The 25,044-nt window shown below is 66.8% G+C and carries 21 protein-coding genes and 4 pseudogenes; 15 read left to right on the top strand and 10 right to left on the bottom strand.

What is annotated here, in order from left to right:
- Window positions 1-5: 5 nt before the first annotated feature.
- Together QA634_RS19860 and QA634_RS19855 are read right to left on the bottom strand one after the other, a co-directional pair.
- Window positions 6-1,250, bottom strand: a complete 1,245-nt coding sequence (locus QA634_RS19860; protein WP_012333671.1) for an FAD binding domain-containing protein — start codon at window positions 1,248-1,250, stop codon at window positions 6-8.
- A gap of 528 nt (window positions 1,251-1,778) precedes the next feature.
- Window positions 1,779-2,054: a hypothetical protein gene (locus tag QA634_RS19855; protein ID WP_012333670.1), complete on the bottom strand. Its 276-nt coding sequence runs from the start codon at window positions 2,052-2,054 to the stop codon at window positions 1,779-1,781.
- A gap of 235 nt (window positions 2,055-2,289) precedes the next feature.
- Here QA634_RS19855 and QA634_RS19850 point away from each other — a divergent pair, with 235 nt between their 5' ends.
- Window positions 2,290-2,529, top strand: a complete 240-nt coding sequence (locus tag QA634_RS19850; protein ID WP_012333669.1) for a hypothetical protein — start codon at window positions 2,290-2,292, stop codon at window positions 2,527-2,529.
- Between the two features lie 25 nt (window positions 2,530-2,554).
- Here the strand turns inward: QA634_RS19850 and QA634_RS19845 are convergent, their stop codons facing one another.
- Both QA634_RS19845 and QA634_RS19840 read right to left on the bottom strand, forming a co-directional pair.
- The gene (locus tag QA634_RS19845) at window positions 2,555-2,902 is read right to left on the bottom strand and encodes a hypothetical protein (protein ID WP_150108699.1); all 348 of its coding nucleotides are present in this window, start codon (window positions 2,900-2,902) and stop codon (window positions 2,555-2,557) included.
- Between the two features lie 7 nt (window positions 2,903-2,909).
- Window positions 2,910-3,050, bottom strand: a pseudogene (locus QA634_RS19840) (ATP-binding protein); the annotation flags it as partial.
- 143 nt (window positions 3,051-3,193) lie between these two features.
- Here QA634_RS19840 and QA634_RS19835 point away from each other — a divergent pair.
- The gene (locus tag QA634_RS19835) at window positions 3,194-3,976 is read left to right on the top strand and encodes a DUF6629 family protein (RefSeq protein ID WP_265576384.1); all 783 of its coding nucleotides are present in this window, start codon (window positions 3,194-3,196) and stop codon (window positions 3,974-3,976) included.
- Between the two features lie 479 nt (window positions 3,977-4,455).
- Here the strand turns inward: QA634_RS19835 and QA634_RS19830 are convergent, their stop codons facing one another.
- A complete protein-coding gene (locus tag QA634_RS19830; protein WP_265576383.1) occupies window positions 4,456-5,079 on the bottom strand; it encodes an Hsp20/alpha crystallin family protein in 624 nt (207 codons plus the stop codon).
- A 29-nt stretch (window positions 5,080-5,108) separates the two neighbouring features.
- Complete coding sequence (locus QA634_RS19825) at window positions 5,109-8,081, bottom strand: EAL domain-containing protein (RefSeq protein WP_012333666.1); 2,973 nt, start codon at window positions 8,079-8,081, stop codon at window positions 5,109-5,111.
- Window positions 8,082-8,669: 588 nt separating this feature from the next.
- Between QA634_RS19825 and QA634_RS19820 the strand changes: the two are divergent.
- The 9 genes and pseudogenes from QA634_RS19820 to QA634_RS19780 all read left to right on the top strand — a co-directional run.
- Window positions 8,670-9,281, top strand: a pseudogene (locus tag QA634_RS19820) (cache domain-containing protein); the annotation flags it as partial.
- A gap of 51 nt (window positions 9,282-9,332) precedes the next feature.
- Window positions 9,333-9,584, top strand: a pseudogene (locus QA634_RS19815) (integrase core domain-containing protein); the annotation flags it as partial.
- A gap of 445 nt (window positions 9,585-10,029) precedes the next feature.
- Window positions 10,030-10,227 carry a hypothetical protein gene (locus QA634_RS19810; protein WP_043701405.1) on the top strand — a complete coding sequence of 66 codons (198 nt, stop codon included), beginning with the start codon at window positions 10,030-10,032 and terminating at the stop codon, window positions 10,225-10,227.
- Between the two features lie 462 nt (window positions 10,228-10,689).
- Window positions 10,690-11,481 carry a DUF2189 domain-containing protein gene (locus tag QA634_RS19805; RefSeq protein WP_236728660.1) on the top strand — a complete coding sequence of 264 codons (792 nt, stop codon included), beginning with the start codon at window positions 10,690-10,692 and terminating at the stop codon, window positions 11,479-11,481.
- Window positions 11,482-11,609: 128 nt separating this feature from the next.
- On the top strand, window positions 11,610-12,458 hold the full coding sequence (locus QA634_RS19800; protein WP_198293052.1) for a cytochrome c oxidase subunit II: 849 nt from the start codon (window positions 11,610-11,612) through the stop codon (window positions 12,456-12,458).
- An 11-nt stretch (window positions 12,459-12,469) separates the two neighbouring features.
- A complete protein-coding gene (gene ctaD / locus QA634_RS19795) occupies window positions 12,470-14,239 on the top strand; it encodes a cytochrome c oxidase subunit I (protein ID WP_012333662.1) in 1,770 nt (589 codons plus the stop codon).
- Window positions 14,236-15,039, top strand: a complete 804-nt coding sequence (locus QA634_RS19790; protein ID WP_012333661.1) for a cytochrome c oxidase subunit 3 — start codon at window positions 14,236-14,238, stop codon at window positions 15,037-15,039. The genes ctaD and QA634_RS19790 overlap by 4 nt, the downstream gene beginning before the upstream one ends.
- Before the next feature lie 42 nt (window positions 15,040-15,081).
- Window positions 15,082-15,780, top strand: coding sequence for a heme-copper oxidase subunit III family protein (locus tag QA634_RS19785; RefSeq protein ID WP_085984498.1), 699 nt, complete (start codon window positions 15,082-15,084; stop codon window positions 15,778-15,780).
- Window positions 15,781-15,789: 9 nt separating this feature from the next.
- Window positions 15,790-16,119, top strand: coding sequence for a cytochrome C oxidase subunit IV family protein (locus QA634_RS19780; protein WP_012333659.1), 330 nt, complete (start codon window positions 15,790-15,792; stop codon window positions 16,117-16,119).
- 217 nt (window positions 16,120-16,336) lie between these two features.
- Here QA634_RS19780 and QA634_RS19775 read toward each other — a convergent pair whose 3' ends face one another.
- Entirely contained in the window at window positions 16,337-17,242 is a 906-nt protein-coding gene (locus QA634_RS19775; RefSeq protein ID WP_012333658.1) for a LysR family transcriptional regulator, read from the bottom strand.
- A gap of 591 nt (window positions 17,243-17,833) precedes the next feature.
- On the opposite strand from QA634_RS19775, the gene QA634_RS19770 reads away from it, so the two are divergent.
- Both QA634_RS19770 and QA634_RS19765 read left to right on the top strand, forming a co-directional pair.
- The gene (locus QA634_RS19770) at window positions 17,834-18,694 is read left to right on the top strand and encodes a class II aldolase/adducin family protein (protein WP_012333657.1); all 861 of its coding nucleotides are present in this window, start codon (window positions 17,834-17,836) and stop codon (window positions 18,692-18,694) included.
- Window positions 18,695-19,257: 563 nt separating this feature from the next.
- Window positions 19,258-20,478, top strand: coding sequence for an ABC transporter substrate-binding protein (locus tag QA634_RS19765; RefSeq protein WP_012333656.1), 1,221 nt, complete (start codon window positions 19,258-19,260; stop codon window positions 20,476-20,478).
- Between the two features lie 61 nt (window positions 20,479-20,539).
- Here QA634_RS19765 and QA634_RS19760 read toward each other — a convergent pair whose 3' ends face one another.
- From QA634_RS19760 to QA634_RS19750, 3 genes and pseudogenes are all read right to left on the bottom strand, one after another.
- Entirely contained in the window at window positions 20,540-21,733 is a 1,194-nt protein-coding gene (locus tag QA634_RS19760; RefSeq protein ID WP_012333655.1) for an oxidoreductase, read from the bottom strand.
- A gap of 209 nt (window positions 21,734-21,942) precedes the next feature.
- Window positions 21,943-22,200 (bottom strand): hypothetical protein, encoded by a 258-nt coding sequence (locus tag QA634_RS19755; RefSeq protein WP_150108698.1) that lies wholly within the window; start codon window positions 22,198-22,200, stop codon window positions 21,943-21,945.
- A gap of 312 nt (window positions 22,201-22,512) precedes the next feature.
- Window positions 22,513-22,677 (bottom strand): annotated as a pseudogene (locus tag QA634_RS19750) (IS6 family transposase); the annotation flags it as partial.
- Between the two features lie 144 nt (window positions 22,678-22,821).
- Between QA634_RS19750 and istA the strand changes: the two are divergent.
- Both istA and istB read left to right on the top strand, forming a co-directional pair.
- A complete protein-coding gene (gene istA / locus QA634_RS19745; RefSeq protein ID WP_012290058.1) occupies window positions 22,822-24,105 on the top strand; it encodes an IS21-like element ISMtsp8 family transposase in 1,284 nt (427 codons plus the stop codon).
- The gene (istB, locus tag QA634_RS19740) at window positions 24,102-24,977 is read left to right on the top strand and encodes an IS21-like element ISMtsp8 family helper ATPase IstB (RefSeq protein ID WP_012290057.1); all 876 of its coding nucleotides are present in this window, start codon (window positions 24,102-24,104) and stop codon (window positions 24,975-24,977) included. The genes istA and istB overlap by 4 nt, the downstream gene beginning before the upstream one ends.
- Window positions 24,978-25,044 lie beyond the last annotated feature (67 nt).

Below are 25,044 nucleotides of genomic sequence, written 5' to 3'. Positions count from 1 at the left end.
GTTGCTCAGGCCGCGAGCCCGGTCGCCACGGCCGTCTCGGCCATGACGGCCTCGGGAGCACGGTGGCGCTCGGCGAGCGCCCGCTCCCGCGGCGTGAGGAGTTGCGCCTGCATGAAGGCGCCGAGTTCCCGCGCCCGCCGGACCACGGCGCGGCTGGGCGCGAGGCGCGCCCGCTCGAACTGGCCGAGGGCCGCCGCGAGGTCGTGCGGGTGGGCGTCGAGCGCCTCCGCGAGGGCGCGCGCGTCCCCGGCGGCCTTGGTCACGCCCATGCCGACATGGGGCCGCGCCACGAAGGCGGCGTCGCCCAGGATCACGGCGCGGCGCCCGAGCACCATGCGGGGCGTCTCAAGGTCCTGGATCGCCTGCAGGAAGGGCTGCGCCGTGCGCTCCACCACCTCGGCGAAGGCGGGCGCGAGGAGCCGGCGCGCGTCCCGCCGCATCGCGGCCGTGACCTCCGGACGGATCCGGTTCGGCGGGATCGAGAGCGGGTGCGTCACCCCGTCGAGGTCGGTGAGGAGCGTCCTCAGCCCGGTCTCCGGAGCGGCCGGCCGGTACCAGACGAAGTTGAAGCGGCGCCGGCCCGGCACGGTCGCGTCGCCCGCCCCGGCGACGGGGTAGCCGAGGATCTGCTCCCCGTGCGGCAGCGCGAAGCAGAAATGGTCGCAGAGCGCGGCGCGCGTCTCCCCCGACAGGTCCGCCTCCTCGACGAGTCCCCGCCAGGCGACGTAGCCGGCGTAGAGGGGCGCCGCCTCGGGCGCGAACTGCGCCCGCACCGCCGAGCCGATGCCGTCGGCCCCGATCAGGAGGTCGCCGCGCGCGGTGGAGCCGTCCGCGAAATGGGCCGTGACCGCCTCGGGGCCCTCCTCGACCCGCACGAGGCCGCGGGCCCGATGGTAGCAGCTGTCGGGCAGGGCCCGCCGGAGGAGGGTGTAGAGGTGGCCCCAGGCGGTGAGCACCTGCGGCAGGGCCCGTTCGGCGAGGATGCTTCCGTCACGGGCCAGGACCCGGCGCCCCGCCACCGCCACGCCGATCTCGGCCCGCCCCCGCTCGATGCCGGCCCGCTCGAGGGCGTCGAACAGCTCCGCGTGGGTGACGATCCCGGCGCCGCGGCCGGAGAGCTCGGCGCCGACACGCTCGTAGATCTCGGCCTGCCAGCCGACCCGGCGCAGCAGCAGGGCCGCGAACAGCCCTCCCAGGGAGCCGCCGACGATGATCGCCCGCCTGCCGGCGGACCCCGTCCGAATGGCCATGACGTTCCTCCATGGTGGGCGGGCGCCGCAATGCACCGGCCCGGGCCGCAGTCATTTATCAAGTGATAAACTGACGGCAGCGGGAGATCCTGTCAATGCTTATTTATCGATTGAACACTAACACCGGCCACCGCCCCCGCTCAGCCGCCGTCGGAGTGGTCCGGTCCGAATCATGGCTTTGGGCCGGAGGACGGGCGCGATGGGAACGAGGAAGCGCGAGCCGGAGGAGGTCGTGGCCAAGCTGCGGCAGGTCGACGTGCCGGTCTCGCGGGCGCAGAGCTGTGACGGGCGCGCGGGCCGGCTGCCTCGTTAGCGTCGCGCTACACCGCCGTCAGGGACACGACCCAGATCGCGGTCGGCCGCGAGCTCGAGTGCACGCGCATCAGAGACCGCTCCCGCCTTTCCAGCCCTGGGCGTGGAAGCGGGACTTGGCCGGCTCGACCGAAGGACGGTCCTCAGGAATGCGAGTTCCTCAGCCGCTTCGTCGAGGAGCGATGCATCGGGAAACACCATGGCTGTCCAGCCTTCTCACTGCGCGTGGGAAGCCACGACCATTCGCCCGCGGGCGCTGGTCCCATCACCGCCGGTCACCTGCCCGACTTGGAGCTCGGAGTGCTGGGCCGCCTCGATCATCCTGGCGCGGATCACCCGGTCCGTTTGCCGCGCCGCCTTTTCGACACGCGCCTGCACTGCTCCATCCGAGTAAGCGATCCGAATGCCAGGATCTGCGGCGGCGACGATCGCGGCCGCTCCGAGCGCCGCTCTTGCCGCAAAGGCGATGAGGCCGGAGTGCTTCAGGACCATCGCCGGTGCTCCCTCGGCCTGCGCGGCCGTGAGACCGAGGCGCGCGTGACCTGCTGGGGTGAGTCGACAGACGTGTGGCAGACAACCTCTCGATCTGAAAATTCCGCGACATCCCTTAGGGGTTTCTACATAGGTCCCGTGGCGCGCATCCTGCTGGATCCGTTTGCGCTGGATCAATGAGCGGCGGGTCTCAGGCCGCTCGAATAGCCGAGCCGAGGGAGCAAGGGAGGACGCCATGCTGGCACAAGATCAGCTGCGCGACGCTTACAATGTATTTCTGCGCAAGCACAAACCGGGCGTGTGCTGCGCTGTCCGTGAAGACATGCCGGTGCCGGCCTTTCTCGCGCCAGAGAACTGGTCCTACGGCTACACGGCCCGCAGCGAGGCAGACGTGCCGGTCGGCTTTCAGCCCTGGGCTGCCCGCGAGGCGGCCGACCGGTTAGGCTTCTACCTCTTCCAGGACATCTGCGCCTGACATGCGACATCGGTCATCGCTATCGTCAGGCGTCACGACATACTGCCCCCTGATCCGGGATCGGCTTGATCGAAGCGGATCCCGGATCGCGCGCCCGCGCGGCGCCTGAGCGCGGCGCCTGAGCGAAGCCGACATCCGCATGGCCGAAATCGGAGATGGCGAAGCCATCAACCGGATGGCGTATGCCGCCATGAGGAACCGGCCCCCTCGCGGAGCGAGCGGGCGAATGCCGGAAACCATGCAGCCGATCATCAATCCGGTGGGGCGGCAAGCACCAGCTCCGCGCCGTCGCGTTGCCTGCCGCAAACCCTTGCGCGGCGAGCAGGAACGCCACGCACTCCCGCATCGCCTCCGGGCCATCGACGGCGTGCACGACCGCTCTAACCGGCATCGATCAGCTCTCGTTCGGTCACGGCCGGCAGCGCCAACCGGAACGTCGCCCCGCCGGCTCTGTTGCGCTCGGCCGTGAGAGGCCCACCATGGGCCTCCGCGATGGTCCGGCAGATCGATAGCCCCACCCCCGTCTGCGCGTCTCGGCGACGCTCCCTGGGCGGATCCGCGACGTGGGGACGGCCCTGTTTCGCCCGAGAACTTGCACAGGCCCCGGACCACGAACCGGGGCAGGGCCACGACCTGTTCGGCCTCCTTGCACCGCCCGCAGCGCTTGATCACCGCCATTAATCGAAATCAATGCCAGCTCGGAGGATCCCGCGAGCATGGCGCCAGATGTACGGCAGAGGCGGCCCTCCGGATGTGCTTTTCGGCAACAGCAAGCTTTACGGCCGGTGCGGCCCTGATTTCCCTCGGTGCCGTGACATTGGCGCGGGCGCAGGCGTGGCGGCAAGTGCCGCTCGCGGCCATTCCCCTCGCCTTCGGACTCCAACAGTGGGTTGAAGGCGCCCTTTGGCTTCGGCTTGAAACTCAGACGGGTGGTTTGATCACCGCAGCCTTGACCCATGCCTTCCTGGCCTTCGCGGAGGTGATATGGCCGGTGCTCATCCCGATCAGCGCAGCTCTCGCAGAGGTAGACTTTCGCCGCCGCAGGTTCATCAGCCTCTTCATTCCGTATGGGCTGGCCGTGGCGGCCTATCTCTTGTTCGGCATGATCAGTTCACCCTACCGGGCCAACGTCCTCGGTCACAGCATTTTCTACCACAGCGACTTCAGTCGGATCGCCGGAATCGAATACATCTACTTGGCCGGGATCAGCATTCCGTTGCTCCTTTCCAGTCATCGAATGATCATTATGATGGGCCTCGGCAACGTGCTAATCCTTATTGGTTCAAAATATTTCTATCCATTAACTTATATATCAGTGTGGTGCTTCTTCGCCGCGGTTGCGAGCATTTTGATATATCAGCACTTCCGCGCCATCGCGACAGCGCGTTCGAGGAGGCCGTCGGGCTCGCAGGCCGCCACCCGGGACCGAGTGACCCATCGCTCTTGATCGGTCTCGATCCGGCCCCTTCGGGAGTGAGATGCTCGGCTCGCAGAGCATCCGATCACAGCCGTATTCCTCGCGATCGCCATCGGTTTCAGCGAATTCAAGTCGATCTTGAGGGCGACGCCGCCGTGATCATTGATGCCGTGGATCTGCATGACCTTGTTCGTCGGACCGAGGCCGGCAGTGCTCAACATGTACCATGAACGGCTCCTGAGATCCGAACGAACGATCTTACCCCGGCACTTCGGCACGTGTGGCAGGAGCCGTTCACACTATCATCCGACATCCGACGGATTGCGTCGCCATGCGGATGTGGGCTTCGCTCAGGCGCCGCGCTCAGGCGCCGCGCGGGCTTGTGATCCGGGATCCGCTTCGATCAACCAGATCCCGGATCATCCGCTGTCCGGACGTGATCGTCCGGACAGCGGATCAGGTCTTCGGCGTGGCCTTACCGGCCCGCACCGCGCGGGCCGGCCACGGCTCTAGGCTCCGGATCCGCCCTGGCTGCTCTGCGGGGAGGTGCCCTGGGCCTCGCTCATGCCCTGGCCGCCCGACCCGCCGCCCTGCGGGCCTCCGGCACTCTGGACCTGGATCCTGCGCGAGCGCTCCTGTTGCGCGGTCTTGGGCAGAGCAATCGTGAGCACGCCGTGCTCGAAGCTGGCCTTGACCTGCTCCGGATCAACAGGGAAGGGCAGCCGCAGCGAGCGCTGGAAGGTGCCGTAGGAGCGCTCGACGAAATGGAAGTTCTCCTTCTCGCCACCCTGACTCTGCTCGAACTTCTTCTCGCCCCGGATCGTCAGCACGTTGTCATCGAGGCTGACGTCGATGTCCTTGTCCGTCACGCCGGGCAGCTCGGCGGTCACCCGGATCTCCTTGTCGGTCTCCGACACGTTGATGTGGGCGGCGATGAAGCCGCCCGCGCCCGTGCCCTGACCTCCGGAGGCCGGCAGGCTGGCGCCGCGAAAGACGTCGTCGAACAGCCGGTTCATCTCGCGGTGGAGAGACAGGAAGGGGTCACCGCCCCCGATCAGGCCGCCGGAGAAGGGAGTGAGAGGATTGCGCGCCATGCTCGAAGTCCTCCAGCTGTTGAGGATGATCTCCTGCAAGCCGCGAGGCGACCGACGCTGACGCATGCTCACGGCCTGCGGGTCAGTGGCTCAACGGCTTTCGGCGAGCGAGGTTTCAGTGTCGGCGAGGGCGGAAAGGTGTCCTGCAGAGGAGGCTGGTCGTTGCGTCCCTCAAGGGTCGCCAGCAGGTCAGGGAGGGGCTGCGGCTTGCCGGTCAGGTAGCCCTGCACCTGCGCGCAGCCCTCGGCCTCCACGAAGGCGAACTGCGCGGGCGTCTCCACACCCTCGGCCGTCACGGTCATGCCGAGCCCCGTGCCCAGGCCGACGATCGCCCGCAGGATCGTCACCGTCCCCTGGTCCGGGATCGAGGCGATGAACGAGCGGTCCACCTTGAGCCGATCGAACGGGTACTGCCGCAAGTAGCTCAGGGACGAGTACCCCGTCCCGAAATCGTCCAGCGCCAGATGGGTCCCGAGCTCGCGCAGCCCGGACAGCGCGTCCCGCACCAGGCTGCTGTCGCCCATCAGCACGCTCTCGGTGATCTCGAGCTCCAGTCGGTCCGGAGAGAGCGCGGCGGCGTCGAGGGCCGCCCGCACGGTCTGCCCGAGGCTGGCGTGCCGGACCTGGACTGCGGAGATGTTGACCGCCACCCGCACGTGCTCCGGCAGGTGCCGCGCGTCCCGGGTGGCGGTCCGCAGCACCCACTCGCCGAGCGCCACGATCAGACCCGTCTCCTCCGCGAGGGGGATGAACACGCCCGGGCCGAGCTGGCCACGGGTCGGGTGGTTCCAGCGCACCAGCGCCTCGACCGCGACGATCGCCCGGGAGGCGACGTCGAGGACCGGCTGGTAGTGCAGCACGAACTCGCCGCGCCGCAGGGCGAGCTGCAGGTCGAGTTCGAGCCGGCGGCGCTCCTCGGCCGCCCTGTCCATCGCGGGCTCGAAGAACCGGAAGGTGTTCCGCCCGTCGCTCTTCGCGCGGTAGAGCGCGCGGTCGGCGTGCCGGAACAGCGTGTCGGCATCCTCCCCGTGCTCGGGGCCGATCGCGATGCCGATGCTCACGCCGACGCCGACCTGCTGCCCCTCCAGCGTGACCGGCTCGCGCACGGACGCGACCAGCCGCTCGGCGAAGTCCATGACGCTCTCCAGGCGGGGCGTGCCGCCGAGAAGGATCGCGAACTCGTCGCCGCCGAGCCGGGCGACGGTGTCCTCCGCGCGCAGCACCGACCGAAACCGCCGGGCGATCTCGCGCAGCAGGGCGTCGCCCGCGAGGTGACCGAGGCTGTCGTTCACGGCCTTGAAGGCGTCGAGGTCGAGCGCCAGCAGCACGCAGTGCCCGCCGTGGCGGCGGATCTCGGCCAGCCGCTGCTCCAGGCGCTCGCGGAAGAGCGCCCGGTTGGGCAGGTCCGTGAGGGTGTCGTGGCGGGCCATGTGGGTGACCCGCGCCTCGGCCTCCTTGCGCGCGGTGATGTCGATGTGGGTGCCCACCACCCTCCGGGCGGTGCCGTCCGGCGCCCGCGAGACGACCTTGCCGCGTTCCAGGATCCAGGCCCAGCCGCCGTCCTTGCGGCGCATGCGCTGCTCGCACTCGTAGCTCGGTGTGCGGCCCTCCAGGTGGTCGCGCACGCGCGCCAGCACCGCCTCCCTGTCGTCCGGGTGCAGCAGGCGCAGCCACGTCTCGTAGCCCGCGTCGAGCTCACCCTTCCGGTACCCGAGCATCGTCAGCCACTGGTCGGAGACCCAGGACGTGCCGGTGGTGAGGTCGCAGTCCCACAGGCCGTCGCTGCCGCTCTCCAGGGCGAGGGCGAGGCGCTCCTCGCTGACCCGCAGCGCGGCCTCGCTGGCCTGCCGCGCCTGCTCGGCCCTCTTGCGGTCCGTGACGTCGATGCTGATGCCGACCACGCGGACGGCGCGCCCATCCCCGTCCGCCATCACCCGGCCCGTGCCCATGATCCAGCGATCGGACCCGTCCGGCAGGGGAATTCGGAACTCGACTCGCAGGGTCGTGCCGGTGGCGACCGCCCGCCGGGTCTCGGCCGCCAGCACCGGCAGGTCGTCCGGGTGCATGGCGGCAGCCCACTCCGCCTGCGTGACCCGCGTCGCGCGGTCCTCGGGCAGGTTGAACAGCCGCAGCGTCTCCGGCGAGAGCAGGGCGCTGCCGTCGATCAGGCTCCAGTCGAACAGGCCAGCACCGGCCGCCTCCTGGGCGAGGCGCAGCCGGTCGGTCGTGACCCGCAGGGCCTCGCGACCAGCGACGATCTCCTCGATGTCGAGGGCGGTGCCGAGGAACTCCACCGTCTCGCCCGCGTGGCGCACCGGGATCTTGACGAGCTTGTGCCAGCGATGGACGCCGTCGTGGCGGCGCAGGCGCACCTCGATCTCGAAGGGGCAGCCCTCGGCCCGGCACCGCGCCCACTCCGCCGCGACCCGCGCGGCGTCGTCGGGGTGGCTGCGCTCCACGCGCTCCCCCCGCGCGGTGCCGATCTCGCCGTAGTAGTGCGCGAAGCGCGCGTTGCGGTAGAGCAACTCGCCATCGCTGGCGCGCATGACCCAGACCATCTGCGGCAGGCCGTCGGCGAGGGCGCGGTAGCGGGCCTCGCTGGCGGCGACCTGCTGCTCGGCGCGCTTGCGGTCGGTGATGTCGGTGTAGGTGCGGACGGCGCCGCCCCCGGGGAGGGGCACGGTGCGGATTTCCAGGATGCGGCCGTTGGGTCGCTCCCGCTCGTAGACGTGGTGGCGCGGCCTCAATCCGGTATCCGCGACCCACTGGCGGAATTCCTTCGGAGAGCGGCGGAACTCATCCCGACCGAGCTGGTACTGGCGCACCTGGTCGAAGCTGGGCTGCGCCCGCATCATCTCGGGAGGCAGATCGAGCATCTCGATGACGCGGCCGTTGCAGACGCGCACGACACCCTCGGCGTCGATCATCATGAGACCCTGATCCATGGTCTCCAGGACGGCCGGGAGGAGGGCAGCATTGCCCTGTTCCGTCCCCGTCCCATCGTCGCAGGCGTCGCGCGCCTCGTCATTCTCAAGGAGCATGGCCGCCGCCTTTTCGAATATCATCGTACTCTGTCTTGCCGTTCTGACCCTTGTCAGAGCAGGAGAACGTAAACTTTGCCTAAATCGTGACTGTCCTTCAGCTCATATTTGCCTTCTAATTCGATCTTTGGCCGCAGAAAGAGTTAGAACAATCTATCTAAGCTGGATTTCTGCGATCCCATTGAGCGCTGGAGCAACGATGGGCCGCGATGGTGGTTCTCACCGCATCCCGGAGCCGCAGCGGCGAGCCGGGTGCGTGGATCCAACGGCCCACATCCGCTGGTGCGGCCGCGTTTGCGCCAGTCTCGTCCGAATGACATAAGCCGAAATTCCTTCAGGGCTTCGGATGTGCTGTGTGTTTGCGCCCTGCATTAAATGAGAAAGCGCCCTGCCAAGAAGATATAAGTGTAGACACGGCATCTTCTCAGGCCTGCATCCGTCGCAAAGGCGGGCATTCAGGGGGAGGATCCGGTGCAGCTCGGGATCAGGGCACAGCTCCACGCCATTCCCGCCGCCGCTCTCGTCGGGATCGGCGTCGTCATCGCCCTCGCCGGGCTCGCCCTGCGCGACAGCGTCGTCGAGGCCCGGATGGCCAAGGCGCGCCAGCTGGTCGAGGCGCGCCAGCTGGTCGAGGCGCGCCAGCTGGTCGAGGCGGCCCACGGCGCCGTCGCCGGCTTCGCGGACCAGGAGAGGGCCGGCAAGATGACCCGCGAGCAGGCCCAGGCTCTCGCCGTGGCGGCCCTCAGGGCCATGCGCTGCGACGGCAAGGAGTATTTCTGGATCAAAGACATGCACCCCCGCATGATCGCGCATCCCCTCAGGCCCGACCTGGACGGAGCCGACCTCACCAAGACCCTCGACCCGACCGGCAAGGCGCTGTTCCGCGACATGGTGGACACGGTCCGCAAGGCCGGAGCAGGGTTCGTGCCGTACCTTCGGGCGAAGCCGGGCGAGCGCCGGCCGGTCGACAAGATCTCCTACGTGCAGGGCTTCGAGCCCTGGGGCTGGATCATCGGATCGGGCGTCTACGCCGACGACACGGCCGGCCAGGTGAGGGCCGCCCGGAGGGCCGCCCGGCTCAGCCTCCTCGAGCGTGTCGTTGCGGCCGCCGGCATGGTCGCCCTCCTGGCCGCGCTGATCGGTCGGGCGGTCGCCCGGCGCGTGGGGGCCCTCACGGCCGTGACGCGCGACCTGGCTGCCGGCGACCTTGCGCGAGACGTCCCCTCCGTGGCCCGGCAGGACGAGATCGGGGCGTACGAGACCGGCGTCACGCTGGACTTCTCGCGTCCTGGCAAGCCGACCGACAATGCGCTGGTCTCGTCGTTCAACGGTCGCCTGCGCGACGAGTGCCTGAAAGCGAACTGGTTCTCGTCGTTGGCCGATGCCCGGGCCAAGATCGAGGCGTGGCGACGGCAGTCCAACGAGAGCCGCCCTCACAAAGCCCTGGGGTGGCGGACGCCCCAGGAATTCGCCTCGGCGGCGGCCCGAGAGGCCGCCGAATGAGACCCGGGGGCTCACCCTTCGGCCGGACCAAGATCCGGGGGACCGTCAACGCGCAGGAGGCGTGGATCAACCTCCTGGCCGAACGCGGTACCGTTGATCGTGCGGCGCAGGCGGGCCGTGCAACTCGTCGGGGCGTCGCCAGGACAGAACGCCAGGCACGAGCCGCCATCGCGACCGCGACGGATCGTCGGCAGCCGAGGCCGGCGAGTTCGTCCGCCCACTCGCACTCTGTCAGCCCACATGCCTCGGCCGCGAGAACTTGTCTCCCTAAGAGGCTGCCTTCGAGCGTCGCGTGAAAGTCATTCTTCAGTGACGGAAGCAGAATCTTGGCGCAATGCTCGGCGGCCGATCGGCGGTTTCACTGGAACAGGTGCTCGACATTCCGTTCATACAGTTGGAGAGACCGATCGAAGAGGATCGTGATAAGCCTTGATATGACGTGCAGATGCTGGCGGGCGTGAAGACCTCTGGCCATGAGCGCTCGATCGAGATCGTGAGGCGGCTCCACGATCCGTCGGCAGAGGAGTGTATCGCGGCGTTCGAGAAAGTGTTTCCGCGGCTCACGCGGGAGCGTGCGGTGTGGGCCCACCTGTTCGCGATCGGGGCTCGCGCGCAGCACGCGCGCAGCACGGAGGAAGCCTGAGGGGCCTGAACCCCTGCTGCCGCGGGCGAAGCCGCGACAGGAGGGCGGAGAAGTGCACGACAGTCTTCGGTCGATGGCCCCCTGCGCCACGACGGCGGAGCCGCGCAGGGCGATCACCTGATGACTCCTTCAGAAGCACGAGGCCGCCACCCAACCGGGCGTACGCCCATGATCCGCGGCATCATCGGTCGTCTCGATGCGAGACGCAGCGTGGCATGACGGCTCGGCGGCAAGCACACGATCAGAAAGCGCGCGCGAGGACGCCTGACGATCGAAAGGCCACGTCGGGCCGACAGGGGCCTCCACTCACCAATGGAAATTTCGCGACAGCGGCAAAAATTAATCGTATAAGGTCCGGGTTCGCGCGTCCGGGTTCGCGCGCGAAAGCTTGGCAGTATTTACGAGATAAGGACGAATTCACGACCTGACGCAGTTCGAGTCTTCCATATGGAGGGCGAGGCGATGACGATGCTTCATGCCGAGTACTCACACCAGACATTCGTGCGTCCGCGCCTGCGCTCGATCACTCGCCAGGACCTTCTGACGGCCCTGGCAAGAGGATTTGAAGATTTCGTGGCAATGCCGACGCATGTGATCTTCCTCATCGCCATTTACCCCATAGCGGGCATCATCATCGCGGCCGTGATCTTCGAGTATGATCTCATCCCGATCCTCTTCCCGCTCGCCTCCGGTTTCGCGTTGATCGGCCCCTTCGCGGCGGTCGGGCTCTACGAGCTGAGCCGGCGGCGGGAGCAGGGCCTCGACACCGCTTGGACCCATGCCTACGAGCTCCTGACCGGCCGGAACGGCGGAGCGATCGCGGCGGTCGGGTTCCTTCTGATGTTGATTCTCATCGCTTGGCTCATCGCTGCGATGGGGCTGTATTGGGCTCTCTTCGGCCGAGCGACGCACGACTCGGTGTTCGCGTTCGCCGAGGAGGTGCTGACAACCCCGAGGGGCTGGATGCTGATCGTGTTCGGCAACCTCGTCGGCGCAGCCTTCTCGCTTGTCGCGCTCGCGGTCAGCGCGGTGTCGTTCCCGCTGATCATCGACCGAGGAGCCGATGCCGGGACGGCGATCGAGACGTCGGTGGCGCTGTTGCAGGAGAACCCGCTCGTGATGATCCTCTGGGGCCTCATCGTTGCGGGCCTGCTGGTCATCGGCATGGTGCCGCTCTTCGTCGGGCTCGCACTCGTTCTGCCGATCCTAGGGCACGCAACGTGGCACCTCTACCGGCGTGCCGTGCTTCCCTGAAGCCGTGAGTGTTCGCGCTCCGTTACGCCGAACCGGTCTCCCCGCTGGCGAGGAGCGCTCCAGGAGTCGTCGCCTCGTCACGATGGGCCGCGTGGATCCTGTCCCGGCCCTTGAGACGGATGCAGGAGCTGGCCATGCCGCTGGTTCTCGTGCTTATCGCCCTCGGCTCGGTCGCCTTCCATCTCCTCAGCCCATGGTGGTGGACGCCGATCGCATCCAACTGGGGCTACATAGACACGACGCTCATCATCACGTTCTGGATCACGGGCACCGTCTTTACGCTGATCGTGCTGTTCATCGCCTATTGTCTTGCCCGCTTCCGCCATCGCCCCGGGCAACGGGCGGCCTATGAGCCGGAGAGCCGGCGTCTCGAGGGCTGGCTCACGGCGGTCACGGCGCTCGGCGTGGCGGCGATGCTGGCCCCGGGTCTCGCGGTCTGGGCGCAGTTCGTGCGAGTCCCGGACTCGGCCTCCCAGGTCGAGGTCGTCGCCCAGCAATGGCGCTGGAGCTACCGCCTGCCCGGCGCCGATGGGCGCTTGGGTGCCGCCGGGATCCAGTTCGTCAGCGACACGAATCCGCTCGGCCTCGATCCGGACGACCCGGCCGGGCAGGACGACGTCGTGATCGACGAGGGCGACCTGCACCTCCCGCTCGGGCGGCCCGTGAAGCTGCTGCTCCGCTCGTTCGACGTGGTACACGACTTCTACGTTCCGGAATTCCGGGCCAAGATGGACGTGATCCCCGGGACGGTGACCTATTTCTGGTTCACGCCGACCCGGACGGGCGCTTTCGACGCGATCTGCAACGAGGTCTGCGGCGTCAACCATTACGCCATGCGCGGACGCGTGGTTGTGGACGCGGAGCCCGCTTACCGGACTTGGCTCGACCAGCAGAAGACTTTCTCGAACTTCGCCGCCCGACCCACCAGGGAACCACGCGACGCCGGCCTCCGACGACGGATGGCCGAGGACCACTGAGAGGACGTGCCATGGCCGATACGCCTGTCGGGACCGCAGGTCCCTTCCCGGGTTCGGAACTGGATGAGGTCGAGCTGTATCACCCGCACAGCTGGCTCACGCGCTACGTCTTCAGTCAGGATGCCAAGGTCATCGCCGTCCAGTATGCCGGCACCGCCATGGCGATCGGCCTCGTGGCCCTCGTCTTGTCCTGGCTCATCCGGCTCCAGCTCGGCTTCCCGGGCCTCCTCTCTTTTATCGGACCCTCCGAGTACTACCAGTTCATTACCATGCACGGAATGATCATGGTGGTGTACCTGCTGACGGCCCTGTTCCTCGGCGGCTTCGGCAATTACCTGATCCCACTGATGCTCGGCGCACGGGACATGGCATTTCCTTACGTAAATATGCTGAGCTACTGGATTTACCTGCTTGCCGTGCTGGTGCTGGTGGCCAGCTTCTTCGCGCCTGGCGGGCCGACCGGCGCCGGATGGACCCTCTATCCGCCCCAGGCCATCCTCTCGGGCACGCCCGGGCAGGAATGGGGCATCGTGCTGATGCTCGCCTCGCTCATCCTGTTCATCATCGGCTTCACGATGGGCGGGGTGAACTACGTCGTGACGGTGCTGCAGGCGCGGGCACCCGGAATGACGCTGATGCGCATGCCACTCACGATCTGGGGCATCTTCACGGCGACGGTCCTGGCCCTGCTCGCCTTCCCGGCCCTGTTTGTCGGGGCCGTGATGATGCTTCTCGATCGCCTCCTCGGGACAAGCTTCTTCATGCCCGCCATCATCGAGGCCGGGCAGCGCCTCAAGTACGGCGGCGGCACGCCGATTCTGTTCCAGCACCTGTTCTGGTTCTTCGGCCATCCCGAGGTCTACATCGTGGCTCTGCCGGCCTTCGGCATCGTCTCCGACCTCATCAGCACGCATGCCCGAAAGAACATATTCGGCTATAGAATGATGGTTTGGGCGATCGTCGCGATCGGCGCTCTCAGCTTCGTGGTCTGGGCGCACCATATGTACGTGAGCGGCATGAACCCGTATTTCGGATTCTTCTTCGCGACGACCACGCTCATCATCGCGGTGCCGACCGCCATCAAGGTCTACAACTGGATCTTGACGCTGTGGCAGGGTGACATTCACCTTACGGTCCCAATGCTGTTCGCGATCGCGTTCATCGTGACGTTCCTGAACGGCGGCCTCACCGGCCTGTTCCTCGGCAACGTCGTCGTTGATGTCCCGCTCTCGGACACCCTGTTCGTGGTCGCCCATTTTCACATGGTGATGGGCGTCGCGCCGATCCTCGTGATCTTCGGCGGAATTTATCATTGGTACCCCAAGGTGACCGGGCGGATGCTCGACGAGCGGCTCGGCCGTGTGCACTTCTGGGTCACGTTCCTGGGTGCCTACGCGATCTTCTTTCCGATGCATTATCTCGGACTGCTCGGCGTGCCGCGACGCTACTTCGAGATCACGGGGCTCGGCTTCGTCCCCGACTCGGTCGCCTCGCTCAACGCCTTCATCAGCGTGGCGGCCTTCCTGGTCGGAGCCGCGCAGGTCGTGTTCCTGGGCAATCTGATCCGGAGCCTCACGCGCGGGGCGCCCGCCGGAAGCAATCCCTGGCGCGCCACGACCCTGGAGTGGCAGACACCCGAGACCCCGCCCGCGCACGGCAATTGGGGCGCGCAGCTGCCCGTCGTGTATCGCTGGCCCTACGATTACAGCGTGCCCGGCGCCGACCAGGATTTCGTGCCGCAGAACCAGCCCGGCCCACTTCCGGGGGGAGCGGCGCCGTGACCCTGGTGCTCCTCTATCTCGCGGGGCTCGGCGCCATCGCGGCGCGGTGGCTGGCGCGGCAGCAGCTCACCGCCAAGCCCTGGCTGATCTCGGATCCGCTCGATCCAGGCGGATCCGGGCTCAGCGAGCCGGCGCGGCGCCTGAGCGAAGCCGATCTCCGCATGGCGAAGCAAGCAACCGGACATCGTCCGGGGGCCGGCCCGCCCGCGGTCCTGGCGCCGGGACGAGAGATGGGGGCCGCCAAGCTGGGTCTCGGGGTCTTCCTGGCTGCGGTGGGTCTGCTCTTCGCGCTGCTGATCGCGGCCTACGGAATGCGGGTGCCGCCCGGAAGCGCGCGGATCCCGGTCGATCCGCGCCTTCTCTGGCTCAGTACAGGCCTCCTGGCCGTCGCGAGCCTCGCGCTCCACGGGGCAGGAGCGGCAGAGCGGCGAGGCGACTCGGACGGGGCGCAAGTCGCGCTCCGCGTCGCGGCGGTGGCAGGTGTCATGTTTCTCGGCGGACAGGGCCTCGCATGGAGGCTGCTCTGGGAGGCGGGGCTCGGGCGCACGGCAGATGCCGCGGGATCCTTCTTCTACCTGATCACAGCCCTGCACGGCCTGCACCTCGCAGGCGGCATCGCCGCCCTCGGGTTGATCACGCTCGCCGCTCCACGGGCCGGATCGCGGGCGCGGGTGAGCGGGAGAATCGATCTCTGCATCCTCTACTGGGACGCGCTCCTGGCGATCTGGCTCGTCGTTTTCGGATTCCTGTTCAGGACACCGTGGTCGGGTCTCATCGACGCCGTGTGCCGCCCCGTCTGACCGCCGCGAGAGGCCGCCATGACCGACACGCTCCTACGATCGATGAGTTCCGCGGAGAGCCCGCCGACCCGGCGGCAGCGCCTCTCGGACGAGTGGGGAGCCGACCGCCAGGCCTTCACCGGCGCCTCGTGGCGCAAAGCCATGATGTGGATCTTCCTCCTCAGCGACACCTTCGTCTTTGGCTGCTTTCTCGTCGGCTACATGACGGTCCGCATGTCGACGATGGTGCCATGGCCGAATCCGAGCGAGGTCTTCTCGCTTGAGATCGGGCACGCGAAGCTGCCCCTGCTTCTGATCGCTATCATGACCTTTGTGCTGATCTCCAGCAGCGGCACCATGGCAATGGCGGTCGCGTATGGCTATCGGCGTGACCGCCGGACAACGGCCCTGCTCATGGGAGTCACCGCGCTGCTCGGCGCCACCTTCGTGGGCATGCAGGCTTTCGAGTGGACGAAGCTGATCCGCGAGGGCGTGCGCCCCTGGTCAAACCCCTGGGGAGCGCATCAGTTCGGCTCGACATTCTTCATGATTACCGGGTTCCACGGCACCCACGTGACCATCGGCGTCATCGTGCTGTTGATCATCGCCCGGAAAGTCTGGCGGGGTGATTTCGACACCGGTCGACGCGGTTTCTTCACGAGCCAGCGCGGGCGCTACGAGAACGTTGAGATCGTCGGCTTGTACTGGCACTTCGTCGACCTCGTCTGGGTTTTCATTTTCGCCCTGTTCTATCTCTGGTAGGAGGATCCGATGCACGCGGCTGGAAGCCAGGGCACGGGCGAGAGCCACTCGATCCGGCTCTATTTCCTCGTCTGGGGCTGGCTGTTCGTGCTGAGCGCCTGCTCCTATCTGGTCGATTATTTTCATCTCGAGGGCGCCCTGCGCTGGTCGCTGATCCTCCTGTTCATGATCGTCAAGGCAGGGCTCATCGTGGCCGTGTTCATGCATCTTGCCTGGGAGCGATTGGCCTTGATCTACGCGATCCTAGTGCCACCGACTGCGATCCTGATCTTCGTCACAATCATGAGCTTCGAGTCGAACTACACGCTGTTCACGCGGATCGCGTATTCTGGACATTGATCGTGTTGATGCCGTCTTGATCAGCCCCCATCGGAGTGGTCCGCCCTGAAGTATGGCTTTGGTTCCCCGTCACCGGGCACCTGGCGGGTCTCTGGCGTCCGGCGCGTCGGTGGTGCGCGGCAGACGATCCAGGCCTACCGCCGATGGCTCATGGGCGTGGAGGAGAGCCGAGCGCAGTCGGTGGAGATCCCTGCCCAACGCCTGCCCAGGCTTGGCCCTATGGTGCGGCCAGCCAGAAGGCATCGCCAGCGGCCTCGGCCTGCCGAGTCAGGAACTCCGAGACCAGCCTGACTCGCGGAAGGTCGCGAGTATCCGCATGAGCGATGAGCCAGTAGGCCCGAACGATCCGCACCTCCTGCGGAAGGACGGCGATGAGGTCCGGGTGGCCGCGGGCCAGGAAGTGCGGCAGGATGCCAAGGCCCGCTCCCCCGCGCACCGCCTCCATCTGAGTAATGACATTCGAGATCCGCGCCTGCGGGTGGATCGCGGACGAGACCTGTGGGAGATAGTTGAGTTCGCTCGTCCAGAGCAGATCCTCGACGTACCCGACCCAGCGGTGGCGATGCAGGTCGTCCACCGTGCGGATCGCCTCCGCAGCCTCCGCGTAGCTGCGCGCCGCGTAGAGGCCGAGCGCGTAATCGACGAGTTTGCGGGCGAAGAGCCGGCCGGTCTCCGGTCGAGTCAGGGTGACGGCGAGATCGGCTTCGCGCTTCGACAGGCTGAAGCTCCGCGGATTGGCCACGAGTTCGATCTCGAGCGCCGGCTGGGCGGCGAAGAGCTGGGCGAGGCGTGGCGCGAGGAAGGTGGTTCCGAAGGCCTCGGGTGTGCCGACCCGCACGGTGCCACTCACCTGGTGAGAGGCCTCGTCCAGGCGCGCGCGCAGGGTGATCGCCACGCTCTCGATCCGCTCCGCATCGCCGAGCAGCCGCTCGCCGTCACTGGTCAGGACGAAGCCTGACGGGCGGCGTCCGAACAGGCGCGTACCGAGGGCGCTCTCCAGGGCGGAGAGGCGGCGGCTCAGGGTCGAGTGATCAATCCCCATGCGCTGCGCGGCGACCGTCAGCCGCCCTGCCCGGGCAACCGCCAGAAAGGCCCGCAGGTCGTTCCAGTCGAAGTCGGACATCGCTCTCGGACCGCCGCGTCGAGGAATGCGCATTCGTGCACGGCGCCTTTGCGTTTCTTCGCATGGGCGTGCACGGAATCGAATGCTAACGACGATCTCGCGAAAGAATGCAACCGCGGCGGGGACCGAACCCGAGATCGGACCGACCGCGCCCCTCAGGGACGTCGCGACATGGCTTCGTTCTTCAAGCCGCAGTGGCGTGCGAGCGAAGGCCGGGCTGTCCGGGTCGGCCTGATCGGCGCCGGCACGTGTGGCTCCATGCACTTGGTGGGCTGATCGCCCGCGCCACGGGCATCCCGGTGATGCTGCCGAGGCGTATGCCGGCCTCGGCTGGGATCAATCACACCTGCATCCGCCCTTGTTCGTCACCATCACCTTCACCTCCTGTCGACCGGGCTGTTCGCCAAGGAGGATCTCAAAGAAGCAGAGGCGAAGAATCTTCTCGCTTCACACCGACGGAGTAACGGTCAAAGCCGTCGCGGCTCTCGGATAGGATTTGCGCGGGCCAGAGATATTTCTGTATTGCGCGCTTAGCGCCCCGCCAACCGCTGATGCCGATCCCTCTCCCATACACCGACGAAAGGATTTCTCATGCTTGACGATCATTCCGACCACGACATCGCCATCGATCTGCCGAACGACAGCGCCGGCCGCAAGAGAACCTCGATCTATCAGCCTGAGCAGGCCGACCTGATCTTTCCGGATGTGCCGGAATTCGCCAGCTACGCTGAGGAGCGCGAGTACCGCAAGAAACACCTCGTTGCAGCCTGCCGCGCTTTCGCGATGCACGGCTTCGACTACGGCTTCGCCGGGCACCTCACGGTCCGCGACCCCGAGCGCCCGGAGTTGTACTGGACCAACCCGATGTGCGTGCACTTCTCCCAGGTGAGGATGTCCAACCTCATCCTGGCCGACCACAAGGGCCGCGTCGTCGAAGGCCGCCACGCGATCAACCGCGCCGGTTTTGTCCTGCACGCCGCCGTGCACGAAGAGTATCCCGACGTGATGGCGATGTGCCACGCGCACACGACCTACGGCACGGCTTGGTGCGCCACGGGCCGCCCGCTGGATATGATCAGCCAAGATGCGGCTGCTTTCTACAACAGCCACGCGGTGATCGGCGCTTCGGCGGGCGCTGTAGCGGTTGAAGAGAAGAGTGGACTCTCGGTTGCTCAGCAAATCGGCCTCAATCGTGGCGTGCTGCATCAGAACCATGGCCTGCTCACCTGCAGTCGCCACAGCATCGATGATGCGGCCTTCTGGTTCATCGCCTTGGAGCGGGCCTGTCAGCAGCAACTCCTGATCGAAGCCACCGGGATCAAGCCGCAGGTGCTGTCGGAGAAAACCGCCCGCTATAGCCGTGAGCACGTCGGGAGCGACTACATTGGCTGGCTGCATTTCCAGACGCTGTACAGCCACATCGCCGAGACGCAGCCAGATATGTTCGAGTGAGGGGCGCGGCACGGCGCACTCCGAACTGCCTCGATGATGAAGCCATGGGATCGGTCTGCGGACCGATCCCAGTTTCACAGTTGGAAGTACACCAAAAATGTAATGCATACGGCTTCGGGATAAAATCTGCTGGTCATCCGAGAATTTAAATCCTTGGAAAATACTGAAATGAGTACTTGCCAGAATTTTCTGACTGACGGTCCTGACGAATGCTTGGTTTGGCTGCGTCAAGTGCAACGCGCCCGAGTGCACGGAGTGGCTCGACGATAAATTCCAGTGACGAAGACCGCGGCGTTCGGCTCGCGGAGGTGAACGTGATTGAGCAGGCAGCCAACGTGAGTCGGACAACACGAAGCGCCGCAAGAGGGGGGGGAAGCGGATCCTTTCGGATCGAGATCGCGCATGTCGGCCGGTCCCGGATCTCGCCTCCGGGTGCGATCACTGATTTGCAACATACAAGATGCGGGAGCGCACTCGGACGTGCTCGCCACCCTCGCGACAGCCAACGCGCGGCGCGCGATGTCGACCAAGGCGGTTTCACGCCAAATGACAGGGGCACCTCGATGAAAACCGCAGGACTGGTCGCCAGCGCGCTGTGCCTGGCGTTGAACCCGCTCGCAAGCGCACCGGCCCTCGCCGCGGATTTGACAGACGGCAAGGTCGTGATTGGCGTCCTTACCGACATGTCCGGTCCGTATGCCGACGTGGGCGGGAAGGGCTCAGTCGAGGCGACCCGCATGGCTGTCGAAGACTTCGGCGGCAAGGTTCTCGGCAGGCCTATCGAGATCGTATCGGCCGATCATCAGCACAAGGCGGACACCGGCGCGGGCATCGCTCGCAACTGGTTCGACCGCGAGGGGGTTGATGCCGTCGTCGACCTCAACAACACGTCCGTGGCACTCGCCGTCAACAATTTGGCCGTAGAACGAAATCGGCTGACCCTGATGACGGGCACCGCCTCGTTGATCATGACGAACGAGAATTGCACGCCCAATTCGATCCACTACGTTTACGACACGTATTCGGCAGCGCATGGCGTCGTGAAGTCGATGAGCGAACTCGGGAAGAAGAAGTGGTTCGTTCTCGCCGCCGACTACGCCTACGGCAAAGGGGTGGCCGGCGCGCTCAAGGAGTTTACCGAAGAGGCGGGCGCGAAGCTCGTCGGCACAGTCTTTCACCCGCTCAATTCCCCTGATTTCTCGTCGTTTCTGCTGCAGGCCCAGGCCTCGAAGGCGGACGTGATCGCGCTGGGCAATGCCAGCTCGGACACGGTGAACTCCATCAAAGCAGCGCGCGAGTTCGGGCTGACCACGACTCAAAGCGTGGTGCCGCTCCTGATGTACATCCAAGACGTCCATTCGCTCGGCCTGCAGGAGGCGCAGAATCTCACCTTCGTCACCGGGTTCTATTGGGACCGCACGCCAGAGACGCGCGCTTGGTCGAAACGCTTCTTCGAGCGCACGAAGCAGATGCCGTCTCAGATTCAGGCGGGCGCGTATTCCGCGGTCACCAACTACCTGAAAGCGGTCGAGGCCGCCGGCACGGATGCAGGCAAGGCCGTCGCCGCCAAGATGAAGGAGCTTCCGATCGCGGACATGTTCACGGAGAGCGGCAAGGTCCGCGCCGACGGGCGCATGGTGCACGACATGTACCTGGTCCAGGTGAAGAAGCCGGGCGAGTCCAAGGCTCCGTGGGACTACTACAAGGTGCTGGCCACGATTCCGGGCGACGAAGCCTTCCAGCCCCTCTCCAAGAGCAGGTGCCCGCTCGTGACGAAGCCGTAAGGTCCCGTCCGGACGGGCGCCATCGGCGCCAGGGGCGGCGCGGCCGTCCGAGACTGACGGATTACTCGGAGCGCGCGACGGAGCCGCGCTGAGCGGGAGACGTCGGATCGACGGGAGGGCTCGGTAAGGGCGGCCAACCGATGGCCTCGGAACTCGCGCGGAAGTTCCGCAGCCACCACGCCCAATCCTCCGGCACGAGCGAGAACGGATCGGGGTGCCCGAGTTCGCGCGCGGCCCAGACCGGCCAGTGGGGGTTGGCGAGCGCCGGGCGCCCGATGAACACGAGGTCGATCAGGTCGTCGCGGATCACGCGGTCGGCCTCCGCGGGAACGCCGAGGTTCCAGCTCACGCCCACGGGGATGCCGCACTCGCGTCGAACGCGCGCGCCACGCTCCACCATGAAAGCGAGTTGCTTGAACGGCGGCGCTCTCATGTCATCCGTGTTGAGACCGATGGACAGGTCCGCGAAGTCGAGCCCGCGCTCCTTCATCCAGCCCACCGCGACGACGGACTCGTCGAACTGAACGCCCTCTTCGTTCAGGTCGTCGGAGCCGAGGCGCATCGTCAAGGGCAAGCGCTCCGGCCAGACCGCCTTGACCGCGTCGATCGCTTCGAGGTGGAAGCGGACGCGGTTCTCGAGCGATCCGCCATAGGCGTCGGTCCGCTTGTTCGCGATGGGCGAGAAGAAGCTCGCGCCGAGATAGCCGTGCGCGAAGTGCAGCTCGAGCCACTCGAATCCCGCCTCGGCGGCGCGGCGCGCGGCGGACGCGTAGCTCGCATGGACTTCGTGGATCTCGGCCACGGACATTTCCTGCACGGGGTGGTGGAAGCGGCCGCCGTAGGGCACGGCGGAGGGGCCGCGCACCTGCCACCCCTCGGGATGATCGGGGGCGTATTGCTGGCGGGGTTTGTCCCAGGGCCGGTTCTCGCTGCCCTTGCGGCCGGTATGCCCGAGCTGGATCGCAGGCACCGCGCCCATGTCCTTGACGAGACGGTTGATGCGCCGCAGGCCGTCGATCTGTGCATCGTCCCACAGGCCGGCGCAGTGCGTCGACGTGCGGCCGTCGGGCTGAATGGCGATCTGTTCCGGAAACACCAACCCGAAGCCGCCCGCGGCCCGCGAGCCGATCAGCATGAGGTGGAAGTCCGTCACCGTGCCGTCAGGCGGCGAGCGGTACATCGTCATGGGAGACATGACGATGCGGTTGCGCAGCGTGACATCCTTGAGCATGAACGGCGAAAAGAGGTCAGGCATGAGAACTCCGTCCGACGGATCAGCGCCCGAGTTATACCCGAGCAGGCACGGAGTGATAGCGAAACTCGTCCCTCGTCGTGTCCTGCCTGCCTCCGCAGCATATTCGCTCAAATGCCTTCAGGAGAGGCAGTCCGACTAACACCTGTCCTCCGAGCGCCGCTCATAGGACTGAGATCCTATTTCAAGACCACTTTGGTGTCCACATGTTCTCAGGCCTGGAACAGGTTGTAATTAGTTCTCCAGCTATTTCGCGCAATGCACTCAAGAAACCAATGCTCAGCATCGGCTAAATCGTGAAATAGCAGGCCCTCTCGCTCACAAGGTCCTAGTCCAAATTGCAAAAACCACTGCGCATCAGCTCTCACAAGCAGGGCTACCAGATTATGATTGGCCCAGACCAGCACAGCTTCCTCGCCGTTAGACCGGGTTGCGCTCTTGATCGGCTCAAAGCGGATCTCGCTATGCATGGCCTGACCTGCTAGTCCCGCACCACAGGATGATCGGTTGCGCTCAATTCGATGTATTCCCACCAATTAGGACATTGTAGTTAGCAATGATGACAATGTCATCCCTCAAACGTGCTAGGAGCTACGAGTATCGAGAACGTTGCTGCCGTCACCCTGGGCGGGGCCGGGCCAGTATCGACCCCCGACAGACGGGGTCGCCCAAATCGCCGGATCTACCGCTCGACCTGGGAGGGGTGGGCAGTGCAGCGTGGGACGGACGGGCCTGTCGCAATCTTGGGTCCAGGCCGCAGAAGGGCCTGCTCGGCCCCGCTTTCACGCTTTGTTCGCGACGGGAAGTCCAAAGCAGCAGGTGAGCAGCTGGTTCTGCTCGCGCACGGTCCATGCCCCCGAGAACCCGAAGCCCTTGCGCAGCCACAACATGGCTTCGAAGCCCCGGATCGTGCGTCGGGCCGTGGAGAACGACCGGAACCCGCCTGTGAGCGGGCGTTGGATCCTCCTCACTTGTGGGCCTGCAATTTTCCCCACCCTCCCGGCCGCCCCTGAGCCTCCTGTTTGAGGCGGGATGCCCGCGCGGCGGCCGTCTCACCGAAGCTGGTCCCCGTGGCGGGAGGGAGCGGCGCGGTGGTCAGCCTCGGGGAACTCATGACGATCCTGGACCTCCACCGGCAGGGCCTCTCGGTCACCGCCATCGCCCGCCAGCTCGGCCTCGACCGCAAGACCGTCGCCAAGTACATCGCCCGCGGCCTCGAGCCGCCCGTCTACGGACCGCGATCCCCCCGCGCGCGGGCCACCGACGCCTTCCTGCCCTACCTGCGCGAGCGCCTGGCCGCCTACCCGCAGCTTACGGCCGTCCGTCTCTGGCGCGAGTTGAAGGAGCGCGGCTTCGCAGGGGCCTACACCGCCGTGAAGCGAGCCGTGGCCCTGCTTCGCCCCTCAGCTCCTCTGCCTATCGAGCGCCGCTTCGAGACCCCGCCGGGCGAGCAGGCCCAGGTCGACCTCGCCCGCTTCGAGGTCGTCTTCGCCGACGAGCCGGGCGTGACCCGCATCGTCTGGCTGTTCGCGATGGTGCTGGGCCACTCGCGCTATCTCTGGGCCCGCTTCGTCGTCCACCAGGATCTGCAGACGGTCCTGCGCTGCCACATCGCCGCCTTCCAGGCCCTTGGAGGCGCCCCGCGCGAGATCCTCTACGACCGCATGAAGACCGCCGTGATCGGCGAGGATCCCGACGGCTTGGTCATCTATAACCGCAGCCTTCTCGATCTCGCGCGCCACTACGGGTTCCTGCCGCGCGCCTGCCGTCCCTACCGGGCCAAGACCAAGGGCAAGGTCGAGCGCCCGTTCCGCTACCTGCGCGAGGACTTCTTCCTCGCCCGCTCGTTCCGCAACCTCGACGACCTGAACGACCAGCTGCGGCACTGGCTCGACACCGTGGCCAACGCCCGCCGGCACGCCACGACCAAGCGGATCGTCGCCGACGCCTTCGCGGAGGAGCGCAGCCAGCTGCGGGCGCTGCCGCCCGTGCCCTACGAAGCCGTGCTCAGCCTGGAGCGGCGCGTCACCCACGAGGGCTTCGTCTCGGTGGCGGGCAATCTCTACAGCGTGCCCGACACCACCCGCCGCCGCGCCCTGGAGGTGCACGTGCTGGCCGATCAGATCCGCATCTACGAGGCGGGTGAGCTCGTTGCCTGCCACCTGCCCCTGGAAGGGCGTGGGCTGACGCAGGTCGATCCAGCCCATCGGCGGCCGCGATCTCCCCCGCCCGAGCCACGAGACCCTGCCGAGCCGGTGGTCGTCAGGCGCGCCGGCGACCAGGTCGCGCGTCGCCCGCTGGCCATCTACGACGCCGTAGCCCGCCAACTCGCGGGAGCCGGCGTGCCCAGGACCGACCGGGGAGACGCGGCATGAGCGGAACTGGCGAGCTGATCCCCCCACTGGTCGAGCGGATCAAGGCCACGCTGGTAGGGCTGAAGATGCCGCGCGCCCTGGAGATCGTCGACACCACCGTGCGGCGGCTGGAGCGCGGCGAACTCAGCGCGCTGGAGGCGGTCGATGCCCTGCTGAGCGAGGAGCTGAGCCTACGCGAGAGCCGGCGGGTGAAGACCGCGCTGGTGATGGCGCGGCTCTCGACGGTCAAGACGCTGTCGGGCTTCGACTTCGCCTTCCAGCCCTCGCTCGACCGCACCCGCATCCTGGCCCTGGCCGAGCTGGGCTTCGTGGACCGCTGCGAGGTGCTGCACTTCCTCGGCCCGCCCGGCACCGGCAAGAGCCACTTGGCGGTGGCCCTCGGGGTCGAGGCGGTGAAGGCGGGCCGCAGCGTGTACTTCACCACCCTGGCCGACCTTGTGGGAACGCTGGCGCGGGCCGAGCGGGAAGGAACGTTGCGCGAGAAGATCCGCTACTTCTGCCGGCCGGCGCTGCTGATCGTGGACGAGATCGGCTACCTGCCGGTGGTGCCGGGCGGGGGCAACCTGTTCTTCCAGCTCGTCAACGCGCGCTACGAGCGGGGCGCGATGGTCCTGACCTCGAACCGCGGCTTTGCAGAGTGGGGGGAGGTGTTCGGCGATCCGGTGGTGGCGACCGCGCTGCTGGACCGGTTGCTTCACCACGCCGTGGTGGTGCAGATCGAGGGCTCAAGCTACCGGCTGCGCCAGCACACCGCGCTCATGCCCGAGCACATCCGCTCGAAGGCAGCCCTGCAGGCTCCGCCGCTCGCCCCGCCTCCGCGTCGGCGCGGACGCCCGCCCAAGAATGGAGGTGCTCACCTCGGCATCGCCTGACCGCCGAGCCCGCCGATCTGAGGAAAATTGCGCGCCCGAAATTGCGGAAGGTTCGAAGCCCGTTGAC

It is taken from the genome of Methylobacterium sp. CB376 (assembly GCF_029714205.1).
Taxonomy (GTDB): domain Bacteria; phylum Pseudomonadota; class Alphaproteobacteria; order Rhizobiales; family Beijerinckiaceae; genus Methylobacterium.
This window is presented reverse-complemented; position numbering and strand designations above follow the sequence as displayed.

Excerpts from the sequence above, each read along its gene's own strand:
- QA634_RS19765 (WP_012333656.1), top strand. The coding sequence starts at position 19,258 with ATGAAAACCGCAGGACTGGTCGCCAGCGCGCTGTGCCTGGCGTTGAAC.
- QA634_RS19850 (WP_012333669.1), top strand. The coding sequence starts at position 2,290 with ATGCTGGCACAAGATCAGCTGCGCGACGCTTACAATGTATTTCTGCGC.
- QA634_RS19780 (WP_012333659.1), top strand. The coding sequence starts at position 15,790 with ATGCACGCGGCTGGAAGCCAGGGCACGGGCGAGAGCCACTCGATCCGG.
- QA634_RS19825 (WP_012333666.1), bottom strand. The coding sequence starts at position 8,081 with ATGCTCCTTGAGAATGACGAGGCGCGCGACGCCTGCGACGATGGGACG.
- QA634_RS19810 (WP_043701405.1), top strand. The coding sequence starts at position 10,030 with ATGCTGGCGGGCGTGAAGACCTCTGGCCATGAGCGCTCGATCGAGATC.
- istB (WP_012290057.1), top strand. The coding sequence starts at position 24,102 with ATGAGCGGAACTGGCGAGCTGATCCCCCCACTGGTCGAGCGGATCAAG.
- QA634_RS19755 (WP_150108698.1), bottom strand. The coding sequence starts at position 22,200 with ATGCATAGCGAGATCCGCTTTGAGCCGATCAAGAGCGCAACCCGGTCT.
- ctaD (WP_012333662.1), top strand. The coding sequence starts at position 12,470 with ATGGCCGATACGCCTGTCGGGACCGCAGGTCCCTTCCCGGGTTCGGAA.
- QA634_RS19855 (WP_012333670.1), bottom strand. The coding sequence starts at position 2,054 with ATGGTCCTGAAGCACTCCGGCCTCATCGCCTTTGCGGCAAGAGCGGCG.
- QA634_RS19805 (WP_236728660.1), top strand. The coding sequence starts at position 10,690 with ATGACGATGCTTCATGCCGAGTACTCACACCAGACATTCGTGCGTCCG.
- QA634_RS19860 (WP_012333671.1), bottom strand. The coding sequence starts at position 1,250 with ATGGCCATTCGGACGGGGTCCGCCGGCAGGCGGGCGATCATCGTCGGC.
- QA634_RS19760 (WP_012333655.1), bottom strand. The coding sequence starts at position 21,733 with ATGCCTGACCTCTTTTCGCCGTTCATGCTCAAGGATGTCACGCTGCGC.
- QA634_RS19770 (WP_012333657.1), top strand. The coding sequence starts at position 17,834 with ATGCTTGACGATCATTCCGACCACGACATCGCCATCGATCTGCCGAAC.
- QA634_RS19775 (WP_012333658.1), bottom strand. The coding sequence starts at position 17,242 with ATGTCCGACTTCGACTGGAACGACCTGCGGGCCTTTCTGGCGGTTGCC.
- QA634_RS19785 (WP_085984498.1), top strand. The coding sequence starts at position 15,082 with ATGAGTTCCGCGGAGAGCCCGCCGACCCGGCGGCAGCGCCTCTCGGAC.